The sequence below is a fragment of the Apibacter sp. B3919 genome, assembly GCF_026537405.1.
In the GTDB taxonomy this organism is placed as follows: Bacteria; Bacteroidota; Bacteroidia; order Flavobacteriales; family Weeksellaceae; genus Apibacter.
Genome location: NZ_JAFNMG010000005.1, coordinates 1 through 19258, shown reverse-complemented (window position 1 = coordinate 19258; position 19258 = coordinate 1). Strand labels below are relative to the sequence as shown.

Below are 19258 nucleotides of genomic sequence, written 5' to 3'. Positions count from 1 at the left end.
TATAATTTTTTAGCAAAAACAACTTGCAAAATTACAAAAAAGTAATTATTTATAAAGATTGCTGCCATCAATATAATTGAAGACTTCCGGAGGAAGCATGGGACGAACATTTTTATGTTCTTTAATCATGGAGCGTATTAAGGTAGAAGAAATTTCAATGATAGGAGCGGAAATTTTATGAATATGTGGATGGTCCATAGTTTGTTCCTTCTGAATACTGTTAATTCGAGGATAAACAAATAAGGAATGATATTTTAAAATTTGTTCATAATTTTTCCATTTATGAAATGAATTCAAATTATCTTCTCCCATTAGTAAAACAAAATCATAGGATGGATATTTTTCTTTTAGTACAACCAACGTATCAATGGTATAGGAAGGTTTGGGTAAAGCAAATTCAACTGAAGAAGATCTGAAATGAGGGTATTTTTCAATGGCAAGGTTTACCATTTCCAATCTGTGATGATCTTTTAACAGAGTAGATTTATTTTTGAAAGGGTTTTGCGGAGTTACAACAAACCAGATTTGAGTAAGGCCTGAATTTTCAATGATATAATTAGCAATGATTAAATGTCCTATATGAATAGGATTAAATGATCCGAAAAATAAACCAACTTTCATTCAACAAAGTTACAAATCCTCATAAAATTTAACATCTTTAATTTGAAGTTGATAAAAAGTTTTGCCTTGCCAATAATTTTCATATAAAGTGAAAACCATATCAAAAGGATATTTTTCAAATTTAGGCAAAAGATGACCCATTTTAAAGGCGATAGCTTCAAATGAATTTTTAATGGAATCTTGGAAAACAATAATTTTTAAATGGGAACGATCCTTACCCATAAGCGTATAATCGCCTCCAAAATGTACATTTCGGGCTAAAAATACCGGGCGCAAATTAGCCGGACCAAATGGAGCAAAATAACTGATTAGTTTGAAAAAACGTTTATTTATTACGGATAGAGATATTTCTTCGTCTATTTCAATAGTTGGCGTTCTTTGGCTTTCCTTAATCGTTTCTTTAACTACAGATTCAAATTTTTCTTTAAAGGGTAAAAAATTCTCTTTTTTTATCGAGAGCCCTGCAGCATACATATGACCTCCAAATTGTTCCAAATACTCAGAGGTTTTTTCCAAAGTTTTATAAATATCAAAACCGGTAACACTTCGAGCAGAAGCAACCAGGTCTTTATTTTTTCCTTCTGTAAAGACTAAAGTAGGCCTGTAATATTCTTCAATTAATCGGGAAGCTACAATTCCAATGACCCCTTTGTGCCATTTGCGATTAAAAACAATGGTGGAATAAGTACTGGTTTGACCTGTTTTTATAATTTCTTGAATGGCTTCGGAAGTGATATTGGCATCAAGCTCTCGACGTTCGTTGTTAAGCTCATTAATTTGAGTATAGATCTTTCGAGCTTCAATATCATTAGTTGTAATAAGTAGCTTTACAGCATTGCTTGCATGGCTGATTCTTCCTGCAGCATTTATTTTAGGAGCTATTCCAAATACAATATTATTAATTGAAAAAGCTTCACGAGTTTCTTTGGGTAAGAAAACCTTTAAACCTACTCTGGGTTTTTCCAACAATTGTTTCAAACCAAATGCAGCTAAAATTCGATTTTCACCGGTTATCGGTACAATATCGGCAGCGATACTGATAGCTACTAAGTCTAAGTAGGGAAATATATCTTCCTGTGGAATTTGTTTTTGGGAGGACAAAGCTTGTATAAGTTTAAAGCCAACTCCACATCCGCTTAAAAATTTATAGGGATACTTGCAATCTGATCTTTGCGGATCTAAAATAGCAACCGCTTCCGGAAGAACTTCATCCGGCAAATGATGATCGCATACGATAAAATCAATGTTTTTATCTTTTGCATAAGAAATCTTATCTTTTTCTTTAATTCCGCAATCTAATGCAATTATTAAGGAAAAACCATTAGCAGCGGCAAAATCGATGCCCTGGTAAGAGATGCCATACCCTTCCTCATATCTATCCGGTATATAATAATCGATATGCTTATAAAAAGAATTTAGAAAAAGATACATCATTGCCACAGAAGTAGTACCATCCACATCGTAATCTCCATAAATAAGTATTTTTTCATTAGTATTTATGGCTTTTTCGATTCTTTCTACAGCAATGTTCATGTCCTTTAGAAGAAAAGGGTCATGAAGTTGATCAAGCGAAGGTTTAAAAAAAGTTTTAGTTTCATCAAATGTAGAAACACCTCGTTTTAAAAGAAGGCTGGTAATTTCCACAGGGAATCCCAGTTCTTCAGCTAGTTTTTGGGCTTTATTTGGATCAGGTTGAGGTAAAATTAACCAACGATTTCGCATAGTTTACAAATGTATATAATTTTAGTAAATATTAGTACTTTGATTTTATCTTTTATAATTATAGAAGATTGGCTAAAAAAAGATTGAATGTTTTTATATATTTGATTAAAAATAAAATATAATGGAAAAATTAAGAATTTTATTCTTTTATGTATGGCTGTTTAGCTTATACTCTTGTAATCCGGGACCCGGAAAATTTAATGACAATTTAATGGAAAATTTAAATAGAGCAGACAGGGAATATACTACCTTTTATGCTATGGTTGAACAGCACCCTGATACCGGTGACTTTGTTTCCGTCACCAAAAAAGGAAAAGTTGCTTCTGAAGAATTAGAAAAATTGATCAACAAAATTAACGGCTATGAAGTACCCAAAGATGGGGAAGATTTAAAAAACTTATGTGAAGAGTATATCCATAATATGATTACGTCGATAAAAGGATTTACTTCAAAAGAAAAATTAACAAAAGATCAATTTGAAAAAGCTCTGGAAGACATGGATGTAAATGAAGTTAAATTAAATGAAATTGACGGTAAAATTGTAGAAGCCCAAAAATCATTTGCCAACAAAAGAGGGTTTGAGTTGAAAGATTCATCATCAAATAAAAGATAAATATGGATAAATTTTATTATTGTTACCAAAGTGTTAAATAGTTAAGGAATTTAATTTCTCTTAGTTTTTTACAAACACTTAAATTTATTAATTTATTACCTTTGCTTAAATCAAAAGAAAGATGATTAACAAAGAAAAATTTTTACTCAAATCTTATGAACTGGGAATAATAAAATTTGGTGAATTCACTTTAAAAAGTGGGATTCTTTCTCCTTTTTACGTTGATTTACGACCATTAGCCTCCAGTCCGGAATTACTAAGCGAATTGTCACAACTTTTATTGGCTATGCTAAAAGATTGTAGGCACGAACTTATTTGCGGTGTTCCCTATGCAGCTTTACCTATGGCTACGGCGATGTCTTTAGAATCTAAAGTGCCATTAATTATAAAAAGAAAAGAGAGTAAAAATTACGGGACGAAAAAAATGTTGGAAGGGATCTTTAAAGAAGGACAACGTTGCGTACTCGTGGAAGATGTAATAACAAGTGGGAAAAGTTTGCTTGAAACGATAGAAGAGGTAGAAAAAGAAGGACTAAAAGTAAAAGATATTGTTGTAGTATTAGATAGGCAACAAGGGGGTAAAGAATTATTGGAAAGCAAAGGATATCATGTTCACACTTTATTCAGTATTGAAAATGTAATTGATATTCTGTACAATCATGAATTTTTAAATCAATCACAAGTTGTTAAAATTAAAGACTTTCTTAAAGAAAAACCAACGGTACAATTAAGTGCTCCTCGATTAACCTTTGAGGAAAAATTAAAATTACAGAATCATTCGGTTTCTAAGAAGCTGATCGAAATTGCATTATCAAAAAAAACCAATTTAATAGCTTCCTTAGATACCCATAAATCTGCAGAAATTTTAAAATTAGCCCATCAAATAGGGGATTCCATTGTGGCTGTTAAATTGCATTCAGACATAATTTCAGACTTTACTGAAAATTTTATACACGAATTGAAAGAGATTGCTGCAGCTAAAAACTTTTTATTATTCGAGGATAGAAAATTTGGAGATATAGGTAATACACAACATATGCAGTTTACCGGAGGAATTTATAAAATTTCAGAATGGGCAGATTTAATAACCTCTCATGTTATAGCCGGAGAAGAAAGCTTACAAGTATTTGGTGAAAAAACCGGAGTAGTGACTATTGCAGAAATGTCGTCAAAAGGAACTTTAACAGATGAAAACTATAAGTCGAAAGTTATCGAAATTTCAAGTAAAGTATCCAATGTAATAGGATGTGTTGCCCAATCCAAACTACCTTCTGCTTTATTGTTATTCACTCCGGGGGTTAATTTAACTGAATCAGGAGATTCCAAAGGTCAGCAATTCAATACCCCTGAAAAAGTATTCTCCGACTATCATACAGATTTTATTATTGTCGGCAGAGGCATTTACGGAGCTAAGAATCCGGAAGATGCTGCCAAGAAATATAAAGAAGAAGGCTGGAAAGCATATTTAAAGAATTGCTAAGATTACATTATTAAAAAATTTTGACGGAAAGAATTATAATAGGAATCGATCCCGGAACGAATGTTATGGGATTTGGGATTATTAGTGTAGTGGGTAATAAAATGAAGCTTTTGTGCATTGATGAGCTAATTCTTAAAAAGGTTGAATCCCATGCATTAAAGCTTAAAAAAATATTTGATAAAACCTTGTCGCTGATTGATACCTATCATCCGGATGAATTGGCAATCGAAGAACCTTTTTACGCTAAAAATGTTCAGTCTATGTTAAAATTAGGCAGAGCGCAAGGTGTGGCTATGGCTGCCGGCTTACTAAGAGAAATTCCTATTACAGAATATTTTCCTAAAAAAGTTAAAATGTCAATAACAGGAAACGGTAATGCATCCAAAGAACAAGTTGCAGGAATGTTAAAAACTTTATTGAATTTAAAAGATTTTCCTACTCAATATTTGGATGCTTCCGATGGACTGGCTCTGGCAGTATGCCACTTTTTAAACAGTAGAACTCCCTCATCGGCAAATACTTCAAAATCATATTCGGGGTGGGATTCCTTTGTAAAAAATAATCCAAAAAGAGTGGGCAGTTGATAAGGCCGTGAAATGAAAAAATCGATTGAAAGGTTTTTAATCAATACTCAATTGTGGGTTTCTTTCATGATTTCTTTATTATGTCTATTTTTTGGAAGTTTAAACCACTCCGTAAATTACAACAGAATTGCAATAATTTTTTTTTCTGCTTTAGCTGCTTATAATTTTATTTGCTTTCAAAATACTTGGTCGCGAAATATCTTAAAAAAACTTTCTTTTCATATTTCATTCATCAGTTTAATACTTGTGGCTTTTATAGTATGTAAGGAAAAAGATTTACTACAATTTTTTCATATTGCATTTATTGGAAGTATTGTAATCATGTATAATTCGGACTTTATAAAGATTCCATTTAGAAACATTCCTTTATTAAAAATTTTTATTATATCATTTGCATGGGCCTATGCGATTCTATATATAGGAAATACGGGTAATCGTAATACTCTCTCAGAATTTTTAATTCTGTATTTTTTTATCATAGGTATAACCCTGCCTTTTGATATTTGCGACATGAAAAAAGATGTTATTTGTACAATACCCAACTATTTAGGAATACGAAAAAGCAAAGGTATTGCTTGTATATGTTTATTTCTATCTGCACTAGTTTTTGCTTTGACTTATTATAAACAAGGCGATTTAATCTATGTGACAGCATGGGAAGTGGTGTGTATAATCAGTATGGGTATGGTAGTATTTATGGGAAAAACACATCAATTTTTTTACACCCGTTTTTGGATGGAAGCTTGTTCTGCTTTACCCATAATTATTATATGGTTGCAAAAAATAAGAGTCGTTTTATAAAATAAAACGACTCTTGCACTCATTAAAAGTTGTTATGAGTTTTAACGGAATCTATCTACAGATTTTATGAGCTTTTCATCCTTATTGATGTACTTATTTGCCATGGCAAGCAGAATAATCAGCAGGACCGGGACGAGTAGCTCAACACCTTTCTCAGGAAGTATAGTACTTCCTCCAGATGAATTTAGCAAATCATAAACCATAAAACCGATCAACAATACGTTTATAATTATATTTGTATAATTAATTTTTCTTTGAACATTTCTGCTTTTAAAGCAGAATAGGGAAATAAAAGCTAACAATCCGATGAGGAACAAAAGGAACATATCTGTTAAATCATTAGGAATGAAATCGGTTATATAACCGACAGCAAATCCTAGTATACCGGCTAATGATAGATAAATACTTTGAATTCTTTGGATCAAAATTTCGCTTTTTTGAACAGCAAATGTATAAAAAATTAGCGTTTTAATAAAATATTTTGTAATATTGCTGAATAATCTACTAAAGATTAGTGCATTATTTTTCATAAAGTTACCACTTTATTCTTTTATAAAATAATCAAAATCAATATTTTACGTAATTTTCGAGTAATTTTAAAATCATACTAAACATAACTTATGTTTGAGGAACAAAAGCTTAAAGCAATGAAAGTGGCTGATTTGCAGTCTATTGCTAATGAATTAAAAATTAAAAGTTCAGGATTAAAAAAATCAGAATTAATTGAATTAATTTTAGCTCATCAAAACAAACAAACACACCATAATGAGTCGGAAAAATCAACCGATGAAGAGCCTATAATAACGGAAAAAAGACAAAGAAAAAGAATACCTGCTAAACAACAGCAAAGAGATACTTTATTTTCTAAAGAGGAAGTGGTTGAAAATAAAAGTTCCCAAGATGATGACTCACTAATAGATGATGACGTTCAAAAAGAAGTTTCGGAAAATGATGAAGATTTTAAAATTGATATTCCGGTTTACAGAAAGCCGCAAGTTATATTAAGAAAAAGTGCAGACAGCACTCATTTTCAAAAAACTACAGTTTCTAAGGATGATAAAAAGCTTTTTGATGAAGAGCCTAAAACCAATTATCAAAGCCCGAAGAAAAACAATACTAAGGAATATGCTAACAGACCGCATACCAATGGTAATAAATATCGTTCCTCCGATTATGAATTTGAGGGTATTATAAAAACAGAAGGAGTTTTAGAGATCACTCAGGACGGATATGGTTTTTTACGTTCTTCTGATTTTAATTACCTTTCATCTCCCGATGATGTATATGTTTCTCCTTCCCAAATTAAGCTTTTCGGACTTAAGACCGGAGATACTGTTACCGGAGAAGTTCGTCCACCGAAAGAAGGTGAAAAATTTTTCCCTTTAGTTAAGATTATCGAAATAAACGGAAGAGATCCTTTATTTGTTAGAGATCGAGTATCATTCGAGCATTTAACTCCCTTATTTCCTGAAGAAAAATTTAAATTAGCAGGTAAAGGAGCTACTTTGTCAACTCGTGTAGTAGATTTATTCTCACCTATTGGAAAAGGACAAAGAGGGATGATCGTTGCTCAGCCTAAAACAGGTAAAACAATTTTACTGAAAGATATTGCCAATGTAATTTCCATAAATCATCCGGAAGTTTACATGATTGTATTATTGATTGACGAGCGTCCGGAAGAGGTAACCGACATGCAAAGAAGCGTCAAAGGAGAAGTAATTGCTTCAACTTTTGATGAATCAGCCGAAAAACATGTAAAAGTTGCCAATATTGTTCTGTCTAAAGCACAAAGAATGGTGGAATGTGGACACGATGTAGTAATATTGTTAGATTCCATTACCCGTTTGGCTCGTGCTTATAATACGGTTTCTCCGGCATCCGGTAAAGTACTTTCCGGAGGGGTAGATGCCAATGCACTTCATAAACCTAAACGTTTCTTTGGAGCAGCAAGAAATATTGAAGGAGGAGGTTCTCTTACCATTATTGCAACGGCATTAATAGATACCGGATCTAAAATGGATGAGGTTATTTTTGAGGAATTTAAAGGTACCGGTAATATGGAGCTTCAACTGGATCGAAAAATTGCCAATAAACGTATTTATCCGGCTATTGATTTGGTTTCGTCTTCAACACGTCGTGACGATTTATTATTAGACCCGGTTTCTCAACAAAGAATGTGGATATTAAGGAATCATTTGGCAGATATGAATCCATTGGAAGCTATGGAGTTCTTAAAAATGAGATTAGACCGATCTCTTTCCAATGAAGAATTCTTATTAACGATGAATCAATAAAATAGCTAATAAAAAATATATAGTATAGATAAAAAGGCTGTTAATTTAACAGCCTTTTTTATTGATAAAAATCTAAAACTAGGATATTTATATTTGAAATTTGAAAAAGTTTTTTTAAATGAAATGTGTGATACAAATATAAGCTAAAATTAATTATTTCATGAATTTAGAACGACTTCTCATTTGAGGGTTGATCATATTGCTTCTCGAAACATTTACTCTTTTCATTTGTTCTTTCATCATTTTAATTTGATCTCCCAACATGTTGGAAGTATCTAATTTTTTAGCTTCAGTTAAAAAACGTTCTGCCTCATTTTTATTACCTCTCATCATAGCTCCTGCCGCCAAATTTAGTGTAGCTAATGCGCGATCGTGTTTAAAACTTAAACCGTAATCCAAAGCAGTTTTCATATACGATTCGGCCTTAGCAGCATTGCCTTGAGCCTCAGTAATCCCCATAAGATAGTTATAATATCCGTATTGTTTTCTTACTAATTGACTTTTCACATTAGTAATTTTGTCCAACCAGGAACGAGCACCTACAAGATCTTGTTTTCTCAATTTCCAAAAAGCCAATAAAATATATTCGTTTCTGAAAAATAATAAAATAGGCACGGCAGAAAGAATAACCAATAGAATTCCTAATCCTATTTGACGATTAAACATCAGATAAATGCCCAATCCGATTATGAGGGCTGCAATAACAAGTTTTATATATTTATTCATGGTAAAGTCTTCAAATTTCGACAAAGGTAACAATAAGTGTTGAAAAAATAAGGATTAATAAAAATGTGAAAAGTACTTTTAATGAAAATAGCACAAAAAAATAAGTTAACCTGTCAACCAGTTATTTAATCTTATTTATTTGTATATCCGAAATTTTTTAAATCCCGATCATTGGATCTCCAATCTTTTTTTACTTTGACATAAAGGTTGAGGAAAATCTTTTTATTAAAAAATTTTTCTAAGTCTAGCCGAGCTTCCGTCCCTACTTTTTGAATTTTTTGTCCTTTATGACCGATAAGAATGCCTTTTTGTGTGTTTCTTTCTACATAAATAGTCGATTCAATACGGATAATATGATCTTCTTCTTTAAAGCTTTCGGTAACGACTTCTACAGAATAAGGAATCTCTTTTTGATAATTGAGCAATATTTTTTCTCGAACGGTCTCGTTCACAAAAAAACGTTCCGATAAGGTAGTAAATTGTTCTTTATCATAATAAGGAGGCATTTCCGGCAATAAACTTTTAATTTTTGGAAGAATTAATTCGGTATTGAGAGAATGTAAGGCAGATATAGGAAGAATTTCTGCATTTGGTAATTGGTTATGCCAAAATGCAACGCTTTCTGATATAGTTGAAGCATCTTTAGCTTTATCAACTTTATTTAGTAATACAATAACAGGTATTTTTACCGAATTTAATTTTTTAACTAAAAATTCAGAAGGATTTTTTTCTTCGCCAAATTCTGTGATAAATAAAATCAAATCAGCATCTTCAAAAGACTCTTTTACAAAATCATTCATTTTTTCCTGCAATTCATAAGCAGGATTTTGTATGATTCCGGGGGTATCGGAAAATATAATTTGTGTATTTTCATCATTCCAAATTCCATATACTCGATGACGAGTAGTTTGTACTTTTGGAGTTACGATGGATAGCTTTTCTCCTATTAATTGATTTATCAAAGTGGATTTTCCTACATTGGGTTTTCCTACAATGCTGACAAATCCTGAGTGGTGTGACATGAAATTAATTTTTTGATAAAATTATAAAGTTATTTAGTATTGGAACGATATTTTTTATTCAAGGCTTGTAAAATAGCCCAAGTTTCAGCATCTACATTGCCATCAGCCTTTTCAGGTCTGAAATGCCATTGAAATGCACGGATTGTTAGATATGTATTTTTGTCCCATTCTCCGGTTAAATCTATTTTATAACCGTATTTTTTAAGTGCTTTCTGAAATTCCAATGGAGAACTGTAAGGGTAGGAATCCGGAATATATTGAGTCAAATAATACTCTTTGTCATACTCCTCATACCAAGCTCCAATTCCATACTGAGTATATAACTCTTTCCAAGGAAACATAGGTCCGGGATCTTGTTTTCTTAACGGGGCTATATCGCTGTGTCCCACAACATTCACTGGGTCAATCTCGTAACGATTAATAATGTTTTTGGATAAAGTAGCAACTTTCTTAATCTGATATTTTGGAAAATAAGTAAATATTAATGAATCTTTTATTTTAGTGTATCCTTTATTTACTATTTCAATACCTATGGAGGTATCATTTAAATTTTCTGTTCCATTCCATGAGCTAACTCCCGCATGCCAGGCTCTTTTGTCCTCACTAACTAAGATATCAATGGTATCGTTCGGCTGGTCGGTGATTAAATAATGAGCGCTTACTTGTCCCTTTTTAGCCAATATCTTAACAGAGGTTGGATAATCTGAAACTGTATAGTGTAAGACTAAAAATTTAATTCTTTCATTAAAAGCGACAGAAGGGAAATTTTTTTGAGAAATAACATATTCCGGAAGGTTGGCTTCGGTTATGATGTGATATTTAGGATTAGCATGGGTTATATATACAGTATCTCTAATAACCTTGCTATCAACGATAATCTTTTTTTGTGATCCACAGCTTACTAAGAAGAAGAGTGTACAACACAGAATGTTGAATTTTATTATTTGTATCATTTATTTTATTATATAATAACAAAGTTAAAAAACAGTAAAATAATTATAAGTCAAAAATTTTAAAAAAATACTTGCATAAGTAAAATCTTACACTTACTTTTGCACTCCAAATTAGTTGGAATTCGGACTAAATTTGGAGAGTTGCCGGAGTGGTTAACGGAGCAGTTTGCTAAACTGTCGACAGGAAACTGTCGCGTGGGTTCGAATCCCACACTCTCCGCATTAACACACAAGGTATATTCGGGGTGTAGCGCAGGTGGTAGCGCATCTGGTTTGGGACCAGAGGGTCGCAGGTTCGAGTCCTGTCACCCCGACATTATTAAAATCCGAAAGGAGGTCGCGTAGCTCAGCTGGATAGAGCATCTGCCTTCTAAGCAGACGGTCAAAGGTTCGAATCCTTTCGCGATCACAATCTTCAAGAGTAGTTTATTACTCTAAAAATATTATTAAACTTCTATAAATTTTAATTATAGAAGTTTTTTTATTTATTATAAAATAATAGTTCATTATTTATGTTCTTAAAATGGTTGAAATAGATAATTGTTACTAAAGATTTTATTAAAAATAAATCTAATGAAATCATTGTAAATAAAGAATTTGAAATAGCTACCTATAATTTTCTGAATAATGAGAAGAATTATTTTTTTAATTTGTATATCGGATTTAATTTTGATCTAAATACTATTATAATTATGTAGAATAGGTTCGATAATATATTAAAAAAATGATATAATTAGAAAAATAGATATTTTATAATCTATAAAGCCTGTTTTATTAAACTCATAATATATTTTAAATTATGCGTATCATCAACAATGAGTTCATAATCTCCATTTCCCCAATGTCCAATTTTAGATACATCTCTCGTCAATTTTTTAGGATCATCCAATTCTCCATTTTTCTTATTTATAAAAATTTTCAACCCTTTTTTTAATAGTACAATATCTGCAATATTTTTATCTTTTTTGAAAGTAATATATAGTTTTTTAGGCTCTGTTTCAATATTAGCAGGAAGATTTAAAATCGTATTTTTATACATTTCGTATAATTCTTTAACCTCTTCGGATTTGTGATCCAAATGATCCTCTTCTGTAAATACTTTTATAGCGTTAGTTACTTTTGATATTTTCGAGTTTCTGTCACTTTGTATCTGTTTAATACTAGGAGCTGATTTCGATTTTTTTATCGGATTTATTATAAGACTATCATTTTCATAACGTTTAATTTCCCATAATTCTATTGCTAAATCCTTAAAATTGGAAGACTGTTTCTGAAATTCGGTAAAGAAAGGGGAAACAAAAATTATTCGGCTCTGCGACCAATCCACCTCATTCCTTTTAATGGAATGCTTTTGGGTTTCATTATATTCGACAATAAAATCGGCTTTATACTCAAGCATCAGATTAAGATAAGAAACGCCCTGGTCTATAATACTGTAATTCCGTTCTCTTTTATACTCAATGATAACAAAGGCTTTACTTTCCATGTCAAAAGCAAGGGTATCAATCCGGCTATTTTTAATCGTAAATTCACTTTAATCCTGTTAAGATTTCCATATTGTTTTCAAATAATAATTGAATTTCCTTTTCTAGTTTAAAAGGCTTTTCTTTTAGTTCAGACAATTGGTTTTTATTTTGAGAAAGTACGAACATAAAAATCAGTTTTAATAGTTGAGGGATAGATAATTACATATGTTTCTGAAATACGATAAGGTATTTTTTGCTTTTTTTATTCCCATATTTATATATTGTTGGAATACAAAACCTTTTATAGTCGGGCTTGCCTTCTTCCGTTTTAAGACAGCCTATTTATTCCATTGAAATTCATCTATGATAATTGCTTTGAAGACATTTTCTTTTAAATCGAATAAATATTTTAGAAATAATTTTAAAGAATATTGTTCCTCATCATCAAGCTCTGACTCGCATCCGTCGTCCTTATGAAATATTACAATATTAAAGAAATTTTCAAACAAGTAATGTAATTTAAATAAATTAAAAATTTTCATATAATTTGTAGTTTAAATGTAATTAATTGATCAAGCAGTGACAAAACTAAGTTTCAACCATAAAATATAGTAATAAATTTGTATAGAGAAAGTTAAAGCAACAATAAGCCATTTTATTTTTGTGTTGTTAACAGCATTACCAACTATTATATAAAGTGGAAATAATGTACAACTGTATCTTGGAATAGAACCAAAAGTCCCGGTTGAAATAGGAAGTAATAGATTCAATAAAATTAGTAGAGTAAAACTTAATTGATTTTTTTTAACATTTAAAAAATAAACAAACAAAAATAAAGATAGTATCGCTAAAGGAATTCTAAAAATAATAAAGTCATGAGGAATTCCGCCAGTTCTTCCCCAAGCCTTCTGTACTGTTGAAAAAGCAAAAAAATCTCCTGTCATATAATATTGATATAAGCAGTAGCATAGAAATACTAATACAGGAGGAATGAAAAATAATGACTTAATAACAAGTTCTTTATTAATTGAAAAATTAAATCTAAAATATCCGGAAATGATTCCTTTATTTTCTAATAAAAATAAAAAAAGGATAAATACCGATAACATTCCATTAGCTCTAACAAGAACAAGCAAAGAAGATAGAATCGAGAAGATAAAATATTTTTTCTTATAAATACTAATAAATGAAAATATTAATAAAAGTAAAAAAGTACTTTCAGTTAAAAAAGCTGAAAAGTAGTAACTAAATGGGAGAAATAAAAAAAGTATAGTTATAAATAATGATTTTTTAGTATTGTTAAAATAAATGTTACAAAACAAGTAAATTCCTAGAAAAGCAGCTAAAGAAGATACAAGAGACCAAAAAAATGCAGCTGTGTTAAAACTTAAAGAAAATACCTTCATTAAAACAGAAATAATTCCGGGATATAGCGGAAAAAAAGCCCAAATATGATCTTTTTCAGCTAAAATCTCCGGTGATGAATGTGGGTATCCATTTATTATTAAAGAATAGTATTTATGGGAGTCCCATCTAAAAAAAATATCACCAATAAAAGTGTTAAAACTAGAATAATCTATAGCGTTTTTTAAAATTAAGACAGCTGTAAAAATATATACTATTTTGATGGTAATTGCAAACAAGAAAATGTATATTATATTTTTATATTTCATTATTAAACTATTGCAAATGGTCAAATATAATATAAAAAAAATATAATGAATATATTTTAAAAATAAAAAAAAATAATTTAATAGATATAATAAAAAAATAAAATTAATCCACATTATCTTAATTGAAAATTAATTTAAAAAAAAGAAAAAAAAATAAGATAATGATATGGTTAGTTTAATTATAAAACATTTTTTTTAAATGATTAGTATTCGACAAATACAAGTTCTTTTAATTCAAATTTATTTAATATCTTAAAAATAAAATATATGATAAGGTATAAAATAATTGTTTATTAAAATTTTCCTAAATGAAATATTAATGTAAATTTACCTTCTTAATAAATAATACTGTGAGTTAATTTTTTACATTAAATTATTAATATGAATAAAAATTTATATAAATCTCTTGTAAACTTTTTAGGAGCTTTAACAATAGTTTGTACTATAGCAAGTTGTGAATGTGACAGAGATAAAAAAGAAGAACTAATTAAACAACAGGCAGAAAAAGAAAAATTAGAAAAAGAACAATCGGTTGAAGTAGATAAAATTGGTACAGTCATTCAAGGTACTTTAGATCCTGCAACAGGAAATTTTATATATGAAACCGGGGATATATTTACCATAAAACTTCCGAACGGAGAAGAAATTTTCGAAGTAGGAAACAATTCAACCGAAGCTAAATTGTTTAATTTTCTAAAAGATTCAACTCTAAATGTAAGTGAAGATAAAACCAAAGGCTGGATTACATTAGATCGAGTATATTTTGATACAGGTAAAACCACATTAACTACAGAATCAGGAAAACAAATAAAAAATTTAGCGCAAATTTTAAAAGCATTTCCTAAAGCTAAAGTTAAAATTGGAGGATATACCGATACTACCGGATCAGAAGAAACTAATAAAAAAGTTTCAGAAGATAGAGCAAAAATCGTTCAAGAAGAATTAATCAAATCAGGAGTACAAACAGAAAGAATATCATCTGAAGGATATGGATCACAGCATCCGGTTTGTGAAGCTAATGATACACCTGAATGTAAAGCACAAAACAGAAGAGTAGATATACGCGTACTTGAAAAATAAAATTCAATTACTCACAGTATTGTTTATTTATATCCCCAAGTCACTTCGTACAAATTTAATTTCATCGTAAGAAACTTCATCTCCCAATGACTCCTTAATAAGTTTTAATTCTTTAGTATTTAACTCAGCTAATTTTTTTTCAATCAAAACATACTTTTCCTCAGAGATGAAATCATATACAGATACTTTATTTTTAGAAATCAATTTAGCTACATGATTGCTAATGGTAGAAACCGTCAAATTTCTAACTTTGGCTACTTCTGTAAGATTTTTTCCTTCTTGCAAAAGCTGTAAAGTTAATTCAACAGTGTCTTCTTTTTTATTGGCTTTTGAAAAAGTTTCGGAATCAGAAGTAAAAACATATTCTTTATATGTAATCCGTTGATCAATAAGATTCGTGGAAAGTATATATTTTATTTTCACTTTACTATCATTTTCAAATTCACAAATGAATTTTAGATATTGAGAAATTCTTGATTTATTTTTATAATCAAGATAATGAGTTTGCAAAGGTTTCCAAACTTTAAGAAAAAGCTCATCTGCAAAATATTCCACAGCATCTTTAGCCCTCATTTCGATAGTTCGCCATATTTCCTCCTTATTGGTTATAGTTGATGAATTAAAACGAGAAAGAATATTTCGTTGAAATTTTTGATTGATTAACAAAAGAGAATGTAAGCACTCATCAATAGAAGTAATTAAATCCAAAACCCGTTGTTTTTCAGGAATAGATTTTTCAATAGTCATTTTGCGCCAATCCTGAATCCTATGAGTTAAAGAAAGAACCGATAAAGATTTAAAAAGAGTTTCAAGTCCAAAATTATATTTCTCTTCATTAAGAGTATTTTCTAACTCATGCACATTCCACATTTGATTTTGAAATTCGTTTATCTTAGAATCTTGAATAATATTATGATTTCTTATAATAGATTTTAAAATAATTCCTTCCAAAGTTCGGCACCTGCTTAAGGCAACATAAACCTGGCCGGAAGCAAAAGATTTTCCTGCATCAACAATTACTTTATCAAAAGTTAGCCCTTGACTTTTATGGATGGTTACAGCCCAAGCAAGTCGAATGGGAAATTGAGAAAACGATCCCAAAACTTCTTCCGTAATCTTGCCCGTTTCAGGATCAACACTATATTTTATATTTTTCCAAACTTCATGTTCCAATAAAAAGGATTCTTTTTGATTTTCAAATCGAACATAAATTTCAAAATTCTCAATTTTTTCAATAATACCGATTTTTCCGTTGAAATACCTTCTGTTGCCGGAGCTGTCATTTCGAATGAACATGATTTGAGTGCCCTCTTTTAATACCAATTCCATATCAGTGGGATATGAGGTTTCAGGAAATACACCATCTACAATAGCCTCAAAAAACTTAATAGGTTTATTGAGTTTTCTTAATTCATTCTCATTAATGGAAGTAGCAATAGAATTATGAGTTGTCAAAGTTATATAACCGGGTTCCTTCGGAATAAAATCAGGATCATATCTTTCATGAAGTAATTCAAAATCAATAGAATCAAAATCCTGGTATCGAATAGCATTCAATAAATTTATAAAAACAGGATCATCTTGCCTGTATACTTTTTTGAATTCAATACATACCGGAGGATTATTTTGCAAAACTAAAGCATCAAAGAAAAAAAGGCTTTTATAATAATTCTTTAAAAGATTCCATTGTTCCTCTTTTATTACAGGAGGCAATTGATACATGTCTCCAATCATAAGTATTTGTATACCTCCAAAAGGAGCTGCATTTTTTCTTGTGTATTGCAAAGACCAGTTAATAGCATCAAGAATATCCGCACGCAACATGGAAACTTCATCGATAATTAATAATTCAACCTCCGAAAATAATTTTTTCTTATCTTTATTATACCTAAAATGTTGATGAAGTTCAAATTTAGTGATAGCAATATTCCGATCAATCCATCCGTCATTAACAGGAATAAAACTTGTAAGAGGAAACCCGAATAAAGAATGTATAGTAACCCCTCCCGCATTTATAGCTGCTACTCCCGTGGGAGCAACGATAATAGTGTTTTTTTTAGTAGAATTTTTCAATTCCTTTAAAAAAGTGGTTTTACCCGTTCCCGCCTTTCCGGTTATAAAAATGTTTTTGTTAGTATAGTTGGCTAAATCAAAAGCTAATTTCTGTTCAATATTGACTGCAGTGGATGGGTTTTCCATTTACTTTTAGGTTTTAATACAAATATATACTAAAAGTTTAAAAAAATAAATATAAAAAAGTAAACAAAATAGAGGATTTTAATTCTAAAATTAAAAAATAATTTAAAAAGAGTAAAATGTATAAAAAAATATTCAAAAAAATATAATTTGACTACTTATACTATATATAAAAGATTGTATCTATAAAGAATGTTACTAAACTATAGTATTAAAAAAACAAAATGTCATGAGCAATAAATGTAAATAATTACGATATATAATTATAAATTTTACTTTTGTTAAAGACTTAATCAAGTAATAAGATGAAAAGTAAAATTATTGAAGGGTTTTCAAAACTAAACAAAGAACAAAAAATTAACTGGCTAAACCAACAATACGGAGGAGGTTCAGGAGATTTAAAAAATATATTAGAACAGTATTGGAATCATAACGCTGATTTGCAAAAACTACATGACGAATTTACAGAAAACACTATAAGCAATTTTTACCTTCCCTATGGTATAGCTCCCAATTTTTTAATAAATGATGAAATATATGCCTTGCCCATGGCTATAGAAGAAAGCTCAGTAGTAGCGGCTGCCTCCAAATCGGCTAAATTTTGGTTAGATAAAGGAGGTTTTAAAACGAAACTTTTAGGAAACACTAAATTAGGACATATACACTTCATATATAAAGGAGAAGGGAGTAAATTATTACAATGGTTTAACACCCATTTAAAAGAAGAACTCATTAAACAATCGAAGGATCTCACTAAGAATATGCAGATGAGAGGAGGAGGAATTGTGAATATTGAATTAATAGATAAATCCAAAGAGCTTGAAAACTACTATCAGATAAAAGGTTCTTTTAATACACAAGATAGTATGGGAGCAAACTTTATAAATTCATGCCTAGAACAATTTTCAAAAACATTTAAAACAGAATTTCAAAAATCCAATATATTTAATAAAGAAGAAAAGAACAGCTTGCAGATTATTATGTCTATACTTTCCAATTATACACCCGATTGTATGGCGAGAGCGGAAGTAAGCTGTAAAATAAAAGACTTAAAGGACGACAGCGGAATGCCTCCGGAGGAATTTGCCTGGAAGTTTAAACAAGCAGTTGAAATAGCAGAAGTAGAACCTTATAGAGCAGCTACTCACAATAAAGGAATTATGAATGGAGTTGATTCTGTAGTAATAGCCACAGGAAATGATTTTAGAGCAGTTGAGGCATGTGCACATACCTATGCCTCACATAAAGGGAAATACACCAGTTTAACTCATTGTGAAATTAAAAGCGATCAATTTCGTTTTTGGCTTGATCTGCCTATATCCTTAGGAATAGTTGGAGGCTTAACGAAACTTCATCCATTAGTAATAGCATCCTTACAAATATTAAATAATCCCTCAGCAGAAAAACTTATGCAAATTGTAGCAGTTGCTGGACTGGCTCAAAATTTTGCTGCAATACGATCATTAATTACAACAGGAATTCAAAAAGGACATATGAAAATGCATCTTACCAATATAATAAATCAATTAGGAGCAACGGAAAAAGAAAAGAAGGAGATACTCAATATATTTAAAGAAAAAACAATATCACATCATTTAGTGGCTGCAGAACTGGAAAAACTCCGTAAAGAACAATAATGTTAAATAAAAGATACATTAAAAAGTATTAATAGTAAAGCGTACTAACAATACATATATATAAAAAAAGTACTTGAATAAAAACATTAGAGGATAGGAATACAAAACTAACAATATAAATATAGGGTATGCCTATAAAGATTATAAAATAGAAAAGAATAAGAACGGGCCAATAAGCACCAATACGAATGATCAGGAGAGAAGCAGGAATAAATAGAAAAAAAATTAAAATTTTTTTTGGAAGTTAAATAGGTGATATTCAATATATTAGTAAAAAATTAGCAAAAAAGATTAAAAAAAGATTAAAAAAAAACTTGCGGGGAAAGAAAAAGTAGCTATCTTTGCACCCGCAAGTCAGGAACAACGAAAGAGAAAAACAGAAGATGAGGG

17 protein-coding genes and 3 tRNA genes are annotated in these 19258 nt (G+C 30.2%); 10 read left to right on the top strand and 10 right to left on the bottom strand.

The annotated features are described in order from the left end of the window. Window positions 1–45: 45 nt before the first annotated feature. Window positions 46–621: a nicotinate (nicotinamide) nucleotide adenylyltransferase gene (gene nadD / locus J3U20_RS08495; protein WP_160542857.1), complete on the bottom strand. Its 576-nt coding sequence runs from the start codon at window positions 619–621 to the stop codon at window positions 46–48. Between the two features lie 9 nt (window positions 622–630). After that, window positions 631–2343, bottom strand: a complete 1713-nt coding sequence (gene recJ, locus J3U20_RS08490; protein WP_160542856.1) for a single-stranded-DNA-specific exonuclease RecJ — start codon at window positions 2341–2343, stop codon at window positions 631–633. A gap of 121 nt (window positions 2344–2464) precedes the next feature. Here recJ and J3U20_RS08485 point away from each other — a divergent pair, with 121 nt between their 5' ends. The 4 genes from J3U20_RS08485 (at window position 2465) to J3U20_RS08470 (ending at window position 5821) form a co-directional block, all read left to right on the top strand. Beyond that, window positions 2465–2956 (top strand): hypothetical protein, encoded by a 492-nt coding sequence (locus J3U20_RS08485; protein ID WP_160542855.1) that lies wholly within the window; start codon window positions 2465–2467, stop codon window positions 2954–2956. Between the two features lie 121 nt (window positions 2957–3077). Then, a complete protein-coding gene (gene pyrF, locus J3U20_RS08480; protein WP_160542854.1) occupies window positions 3078–4436 on the top strand; it encodes an orotidine-5'-phosphate decarboxylase in 1359 nt (452 codons plus the stop codon). Between the two features lie 17 nt (window positions 4437–4453). Then, window positions 4454–5020: a crossover junction endodeoxyribonuclease RuvC gene (ruvC, locus tag J3U20_RS08475; RefSeq protein ID WP_160542990.1), complete on the top strand. Its 567-nt coding sequence runs from the start codon at window positions 4454–4456 to the stop codon at window positions 5018–5020. Window positions 5021–5032: 12 nt separating this feature from the next. Beyond that, window positions 5033–5821, top strand: coding sequence for a hypothetical protein (locus J3U20_RS08470; RefSeq protein WP_160542853.1), 789 nt, complete (start codon window positions 5033–5035; stop codon window positions 5819–5821). A gap of 41 nt (window positions 5822–5862) precedes the next feature. Here J3U20_RS08470 and J3U20_RS08465 read toward each other — a convergent pair whose 3' ends face one another. Further along, entirely contained in the window at window positions 5863–6246 is a 384-nt protein-coding gene (locus J3U20_RS08465; protein ID WP_160542852.1) for a DUF4293 family protein, read from the bottom strand. Window positions 6247–6441: 195 nt separating this feature from the next. Here J3U20_RS08465 and rho point away from each other — a divergent pair, with 195 nt between their 5' ends. Continuing rightward, window positions 6442–8115 carry a transcription termination factor Rho gene (gene rho, locus J3U20_RS08460; protein ID WP_160542851.1) on the top strand — a complete coding sequence of 558 codons (1674 nt, stop codon included), beginning with the start codon at window positions 6442–6444 and terminating at the stop codon, window positions 8113–8115. 153 nt (window positions 8116–8268) lie between these two features. Here the strand turns inward: rho and J3U20_RS08455 are convergent, their stop codons facing one another. The 3 genes from J3U20_RS08455 to J3U20_RS08445 all read right to left on the bottom strand — a co-directional run bounded on the left by J3U20_RS08455 (window position 8269) and on the right by J3U20_RS08445 (window position 10816). Further along, window positions 8269–8841 carry a DUF2892 domain-containing protein gene (locus tag J3U20_RS08455; protein ID WP_160542850.1) on the bottom strand — a complete coding sequence of 191 codons (573 nt, stop codon included), beginning with the start codon at window positions 8839–8841 and terminating at the stop codon, window positions 8269–8271. 131 nt (window positions 8842–8972) lie between these two features. Further along, window positions 8973–9863 carry a GTPase Era gene (gene era, locus J3U20_RS08450; RefSeq protein ID WP_105296571.1) on the bottom strand — a complete coding sequence of 297 codons (891 nt, stop codon included), beginning with the start codon at window positions 9861–9863 and terminating at the stop codon, window positions 8973–8975. Window positions 9864–9892: 29 nt separating this feature from the next. Then, a complete protein-coding gene (locus J3U20_RS08445) occupies window positions 9893–10816 on the bottom strand; it encodes an N-acetylmuramoyl-L-alanine amidase (RefSeq protein ID WP_160542848.1) in 924 nt (307 codons plus the stop codon). Between the two features lie 135 nt (window positions 10817–10951). On the opposite strand from J3U20_RS08445, the gene J3U20_RS08440 reads away from it, so the two are divergent. The 3 genes from J3U20_RS08440 (at window position 10952) to J3U20_RS08430 (ending at window position 11225) form a co-directional block, all read left to right on the top strand. Beyond that, a tRNA-Ser gene (locus J3U20_RS08440) sits at window positions 10952–11036 on the top strand. Between the two features lie 21 nt (window positions 11037–11057). Further along, window positions 11058–11130 (top strand) — tRNA-Pro (locus J3U20_RS08435). A 21-nt stretch (window positions 11131–11151) separates the two neighbouring features. Next, window positions 11152–11225, top strand: a tRNA-Arg gene (locus J3U20_RS08430). Window positions 11226–11573: 348 nt separating this feature from the next. Here the strand turns inward: J3U20_RS08430 and J3U20_RS08425 are convergent. The 3 genes from J3U20_RS08425 to J3U20_RS08415 form a co-directional block, all read right to left on the bottom strand. Beyond that, window positions 11574–12302, bottom strand: coding sequence for a DUF5655 domain-containing protein (locus tag J3U20_RS08425; protein ID WP_324125940.1), 729 nt, complete (start codon window positions 12300–12302; stop codon window positions 11574–11576). A gap of 318 nt (window positions 12303–12620) precedes the next feature. After that, window positions 12621–12824, bottom strand: coding sequence for a hypothetical protein (locus J3U20_RS08420; protein WP_185149856.1), 204 nt, complete (start codon window positions 12822–12824; stop codon window positions 12621–12623). Window positions 12825–12854: 30 nt separating this feature from the next. After that, window positions 12855–13955 carry a hypothetical protein gene (locus J3U20_RS08415; protein WP_160572920.1) on the bottom strand — a complete coding sequence of 367 codons (1101 nt, stop codon included), beginning with the start codon at window positions 13953–13955 and terminating at the stop codon, window positions 12855–12857. Window positions 13956–14336: 381 nt separating this feature from the next. Here J3U20_RS08415 and J3U20_RS08410 point away from each other — a divergent pair, with 381 nt between their 5' ends. Continuing rightward, a complete protein-coding gene (locus J3U20_RS08410; protein WP_160542843.1) occupies window positions 14337–15035 on the top strand; it encodes an OmpA family protein in 699 nt (232 codons plus the stop codon). A gap of 27 nt (window positions 15036–15062) precedes the next feature. Here J3U20_RS08410 and J3U20_RS08405 read toward each other — a convergent pair whose 3' ends face one another. After that, window positions 15063–17234 (bottom strand): helix-turn-helix domain-containing protein, encoded by a 2172-nt coding sequence (locus J3U20_RS08405; protein WP_160542841.1) that lies wholly within the window; start codon window positions 17232–17234, stop codon window positions 15063–15065. Window positions 17235–17536: 302 nt separating this feature from the next. Here J3U20_RS08405 and J3U20_RS08400 point away from each other — a divergent pair, with 302 nt between their 5' ends. Further along, window positions 17537–18868 (top strand): hydroxymethylglutaryl-CoA reductase, degradative, encoded by a 1332-nt coding sequence (locus J3U20_RS08400; RefSeq protein WP_160542839.1) that lies wholly within the window; start codon window positions 17537–17539, stop codon window positions 18866–18868. Window positions 18869–19258: the final 390 nt, after the last annotated feature.

What these genes read in the sequence shown, in the direction of transcription:
- J3U20_RS08485 (WP_160542855.1), top strand. Translation starts at nt 2,465, where the DNA reads ATGGAAAAATTAAGAATTTTATTCTTTTATGTATGGCTGTTTAGCTTA.
- J3U20_RS08410 (WP_160542843.1), top strand. Translation starts at nt 14,337, where the DNA reads ATGAATAAAAATTTATATAAATCTCTTGTAAACTTTTTAGGAGCTTTA.
- era (WP_105296571.1), bottom strand. Translation starts at nt 9,863, where the DNA reads ATGTCACACCACTCAGGATTTGTCAGCATTGTAGGAAAACCCAATGTA.
- J3U20_RS08455 (WP_160542850.1), bottom strand. Translation starts at nt 8,841, where the DNA reads ATGAATAAATATATAAAACTTGTTATTGCAGCCCTCATAATCGGATTG.
- nadD (WP_160542857.1), bottom strand. Translation starts at nt 621, where the DNA reads ATGAAAGTTGGTTTATTTTTCGGATCATTTAATCCTATTCATATAGGA.
- pyrF (WP_160542854.1), top strand. Translation starts at nt 3,078, where the DNA reads ATGATTAACAAAGAAAAATTTTTACTCAAATCTTATGAACTGGGAATA.
- J3U20_RS08400 (WP_160542839.1), top strand. Translation starts at nt 17,537, where the DNA reads ATGAAAAGTAAAATTATTGAAGGGTTTTCAAAACTAAACAAAGAACAA.
- J3U20_RS08470 (WP_160542853.1), top strand. Translation starts at nt 5,033, where the DNA reads ATGAAAAAATCGATTGAAAGGTTTTTAATCAATACTCAATTGTGGGTT.
- J3U20_RS08420 (WP_185149856.1), bottom strand. Translation starts at nt 12,824, where the DNA reads ATGAAAATTTTTAATTTATTTAAATTACATTACTTGTTTGAAAATTTC.
- recJ (WP_160542856.1), bottom strand. Translation starts at nt 2,343, where the DNA reads ATGCGAAATCGTTGGTTAATTTTACCTCAACCTGATCCAAATAAAGCC.
- J3U20_RS08405 (WP_160542841.1), bottom strand. Translation starts at nt 17,234, where the DNA reads ATGGAAAACCCATCCACTGCAGTCAATATTGAACAGAAATTAGCTTTT.
- J3U20_RS08415 (WP_160572920.1), bottom strand. Translation starts at nt 13,955, where the DNA reads ATGAAATATAAAAATATAATATACATTTTCTTGTTTGCAATTACCATC.
- J3U20_RS08445 (WP_160542848.1), bottom strand. Translation starts at nt 10,816, where the DNA reads ATGATACAAATAATAAAATTCAACATTCTGTGTTGTACACTCTTCTTC.
- J3U20_RS08425 (WP_324125940.1), bottom strand. Translation starts at nt 12,302, where the DNA reads ATGGAAAGTAAAGCCTTTGTTATCATTGAGTATAAAAGAGAACGGAAT.
- rho (WP_160542851.1), top strand. Translation starts at nt 6,442, where the DNA reads ATGTTTGAGGAACAAAAGCTTAAAGCAATGAAAGTGGCTGATTTGCAG.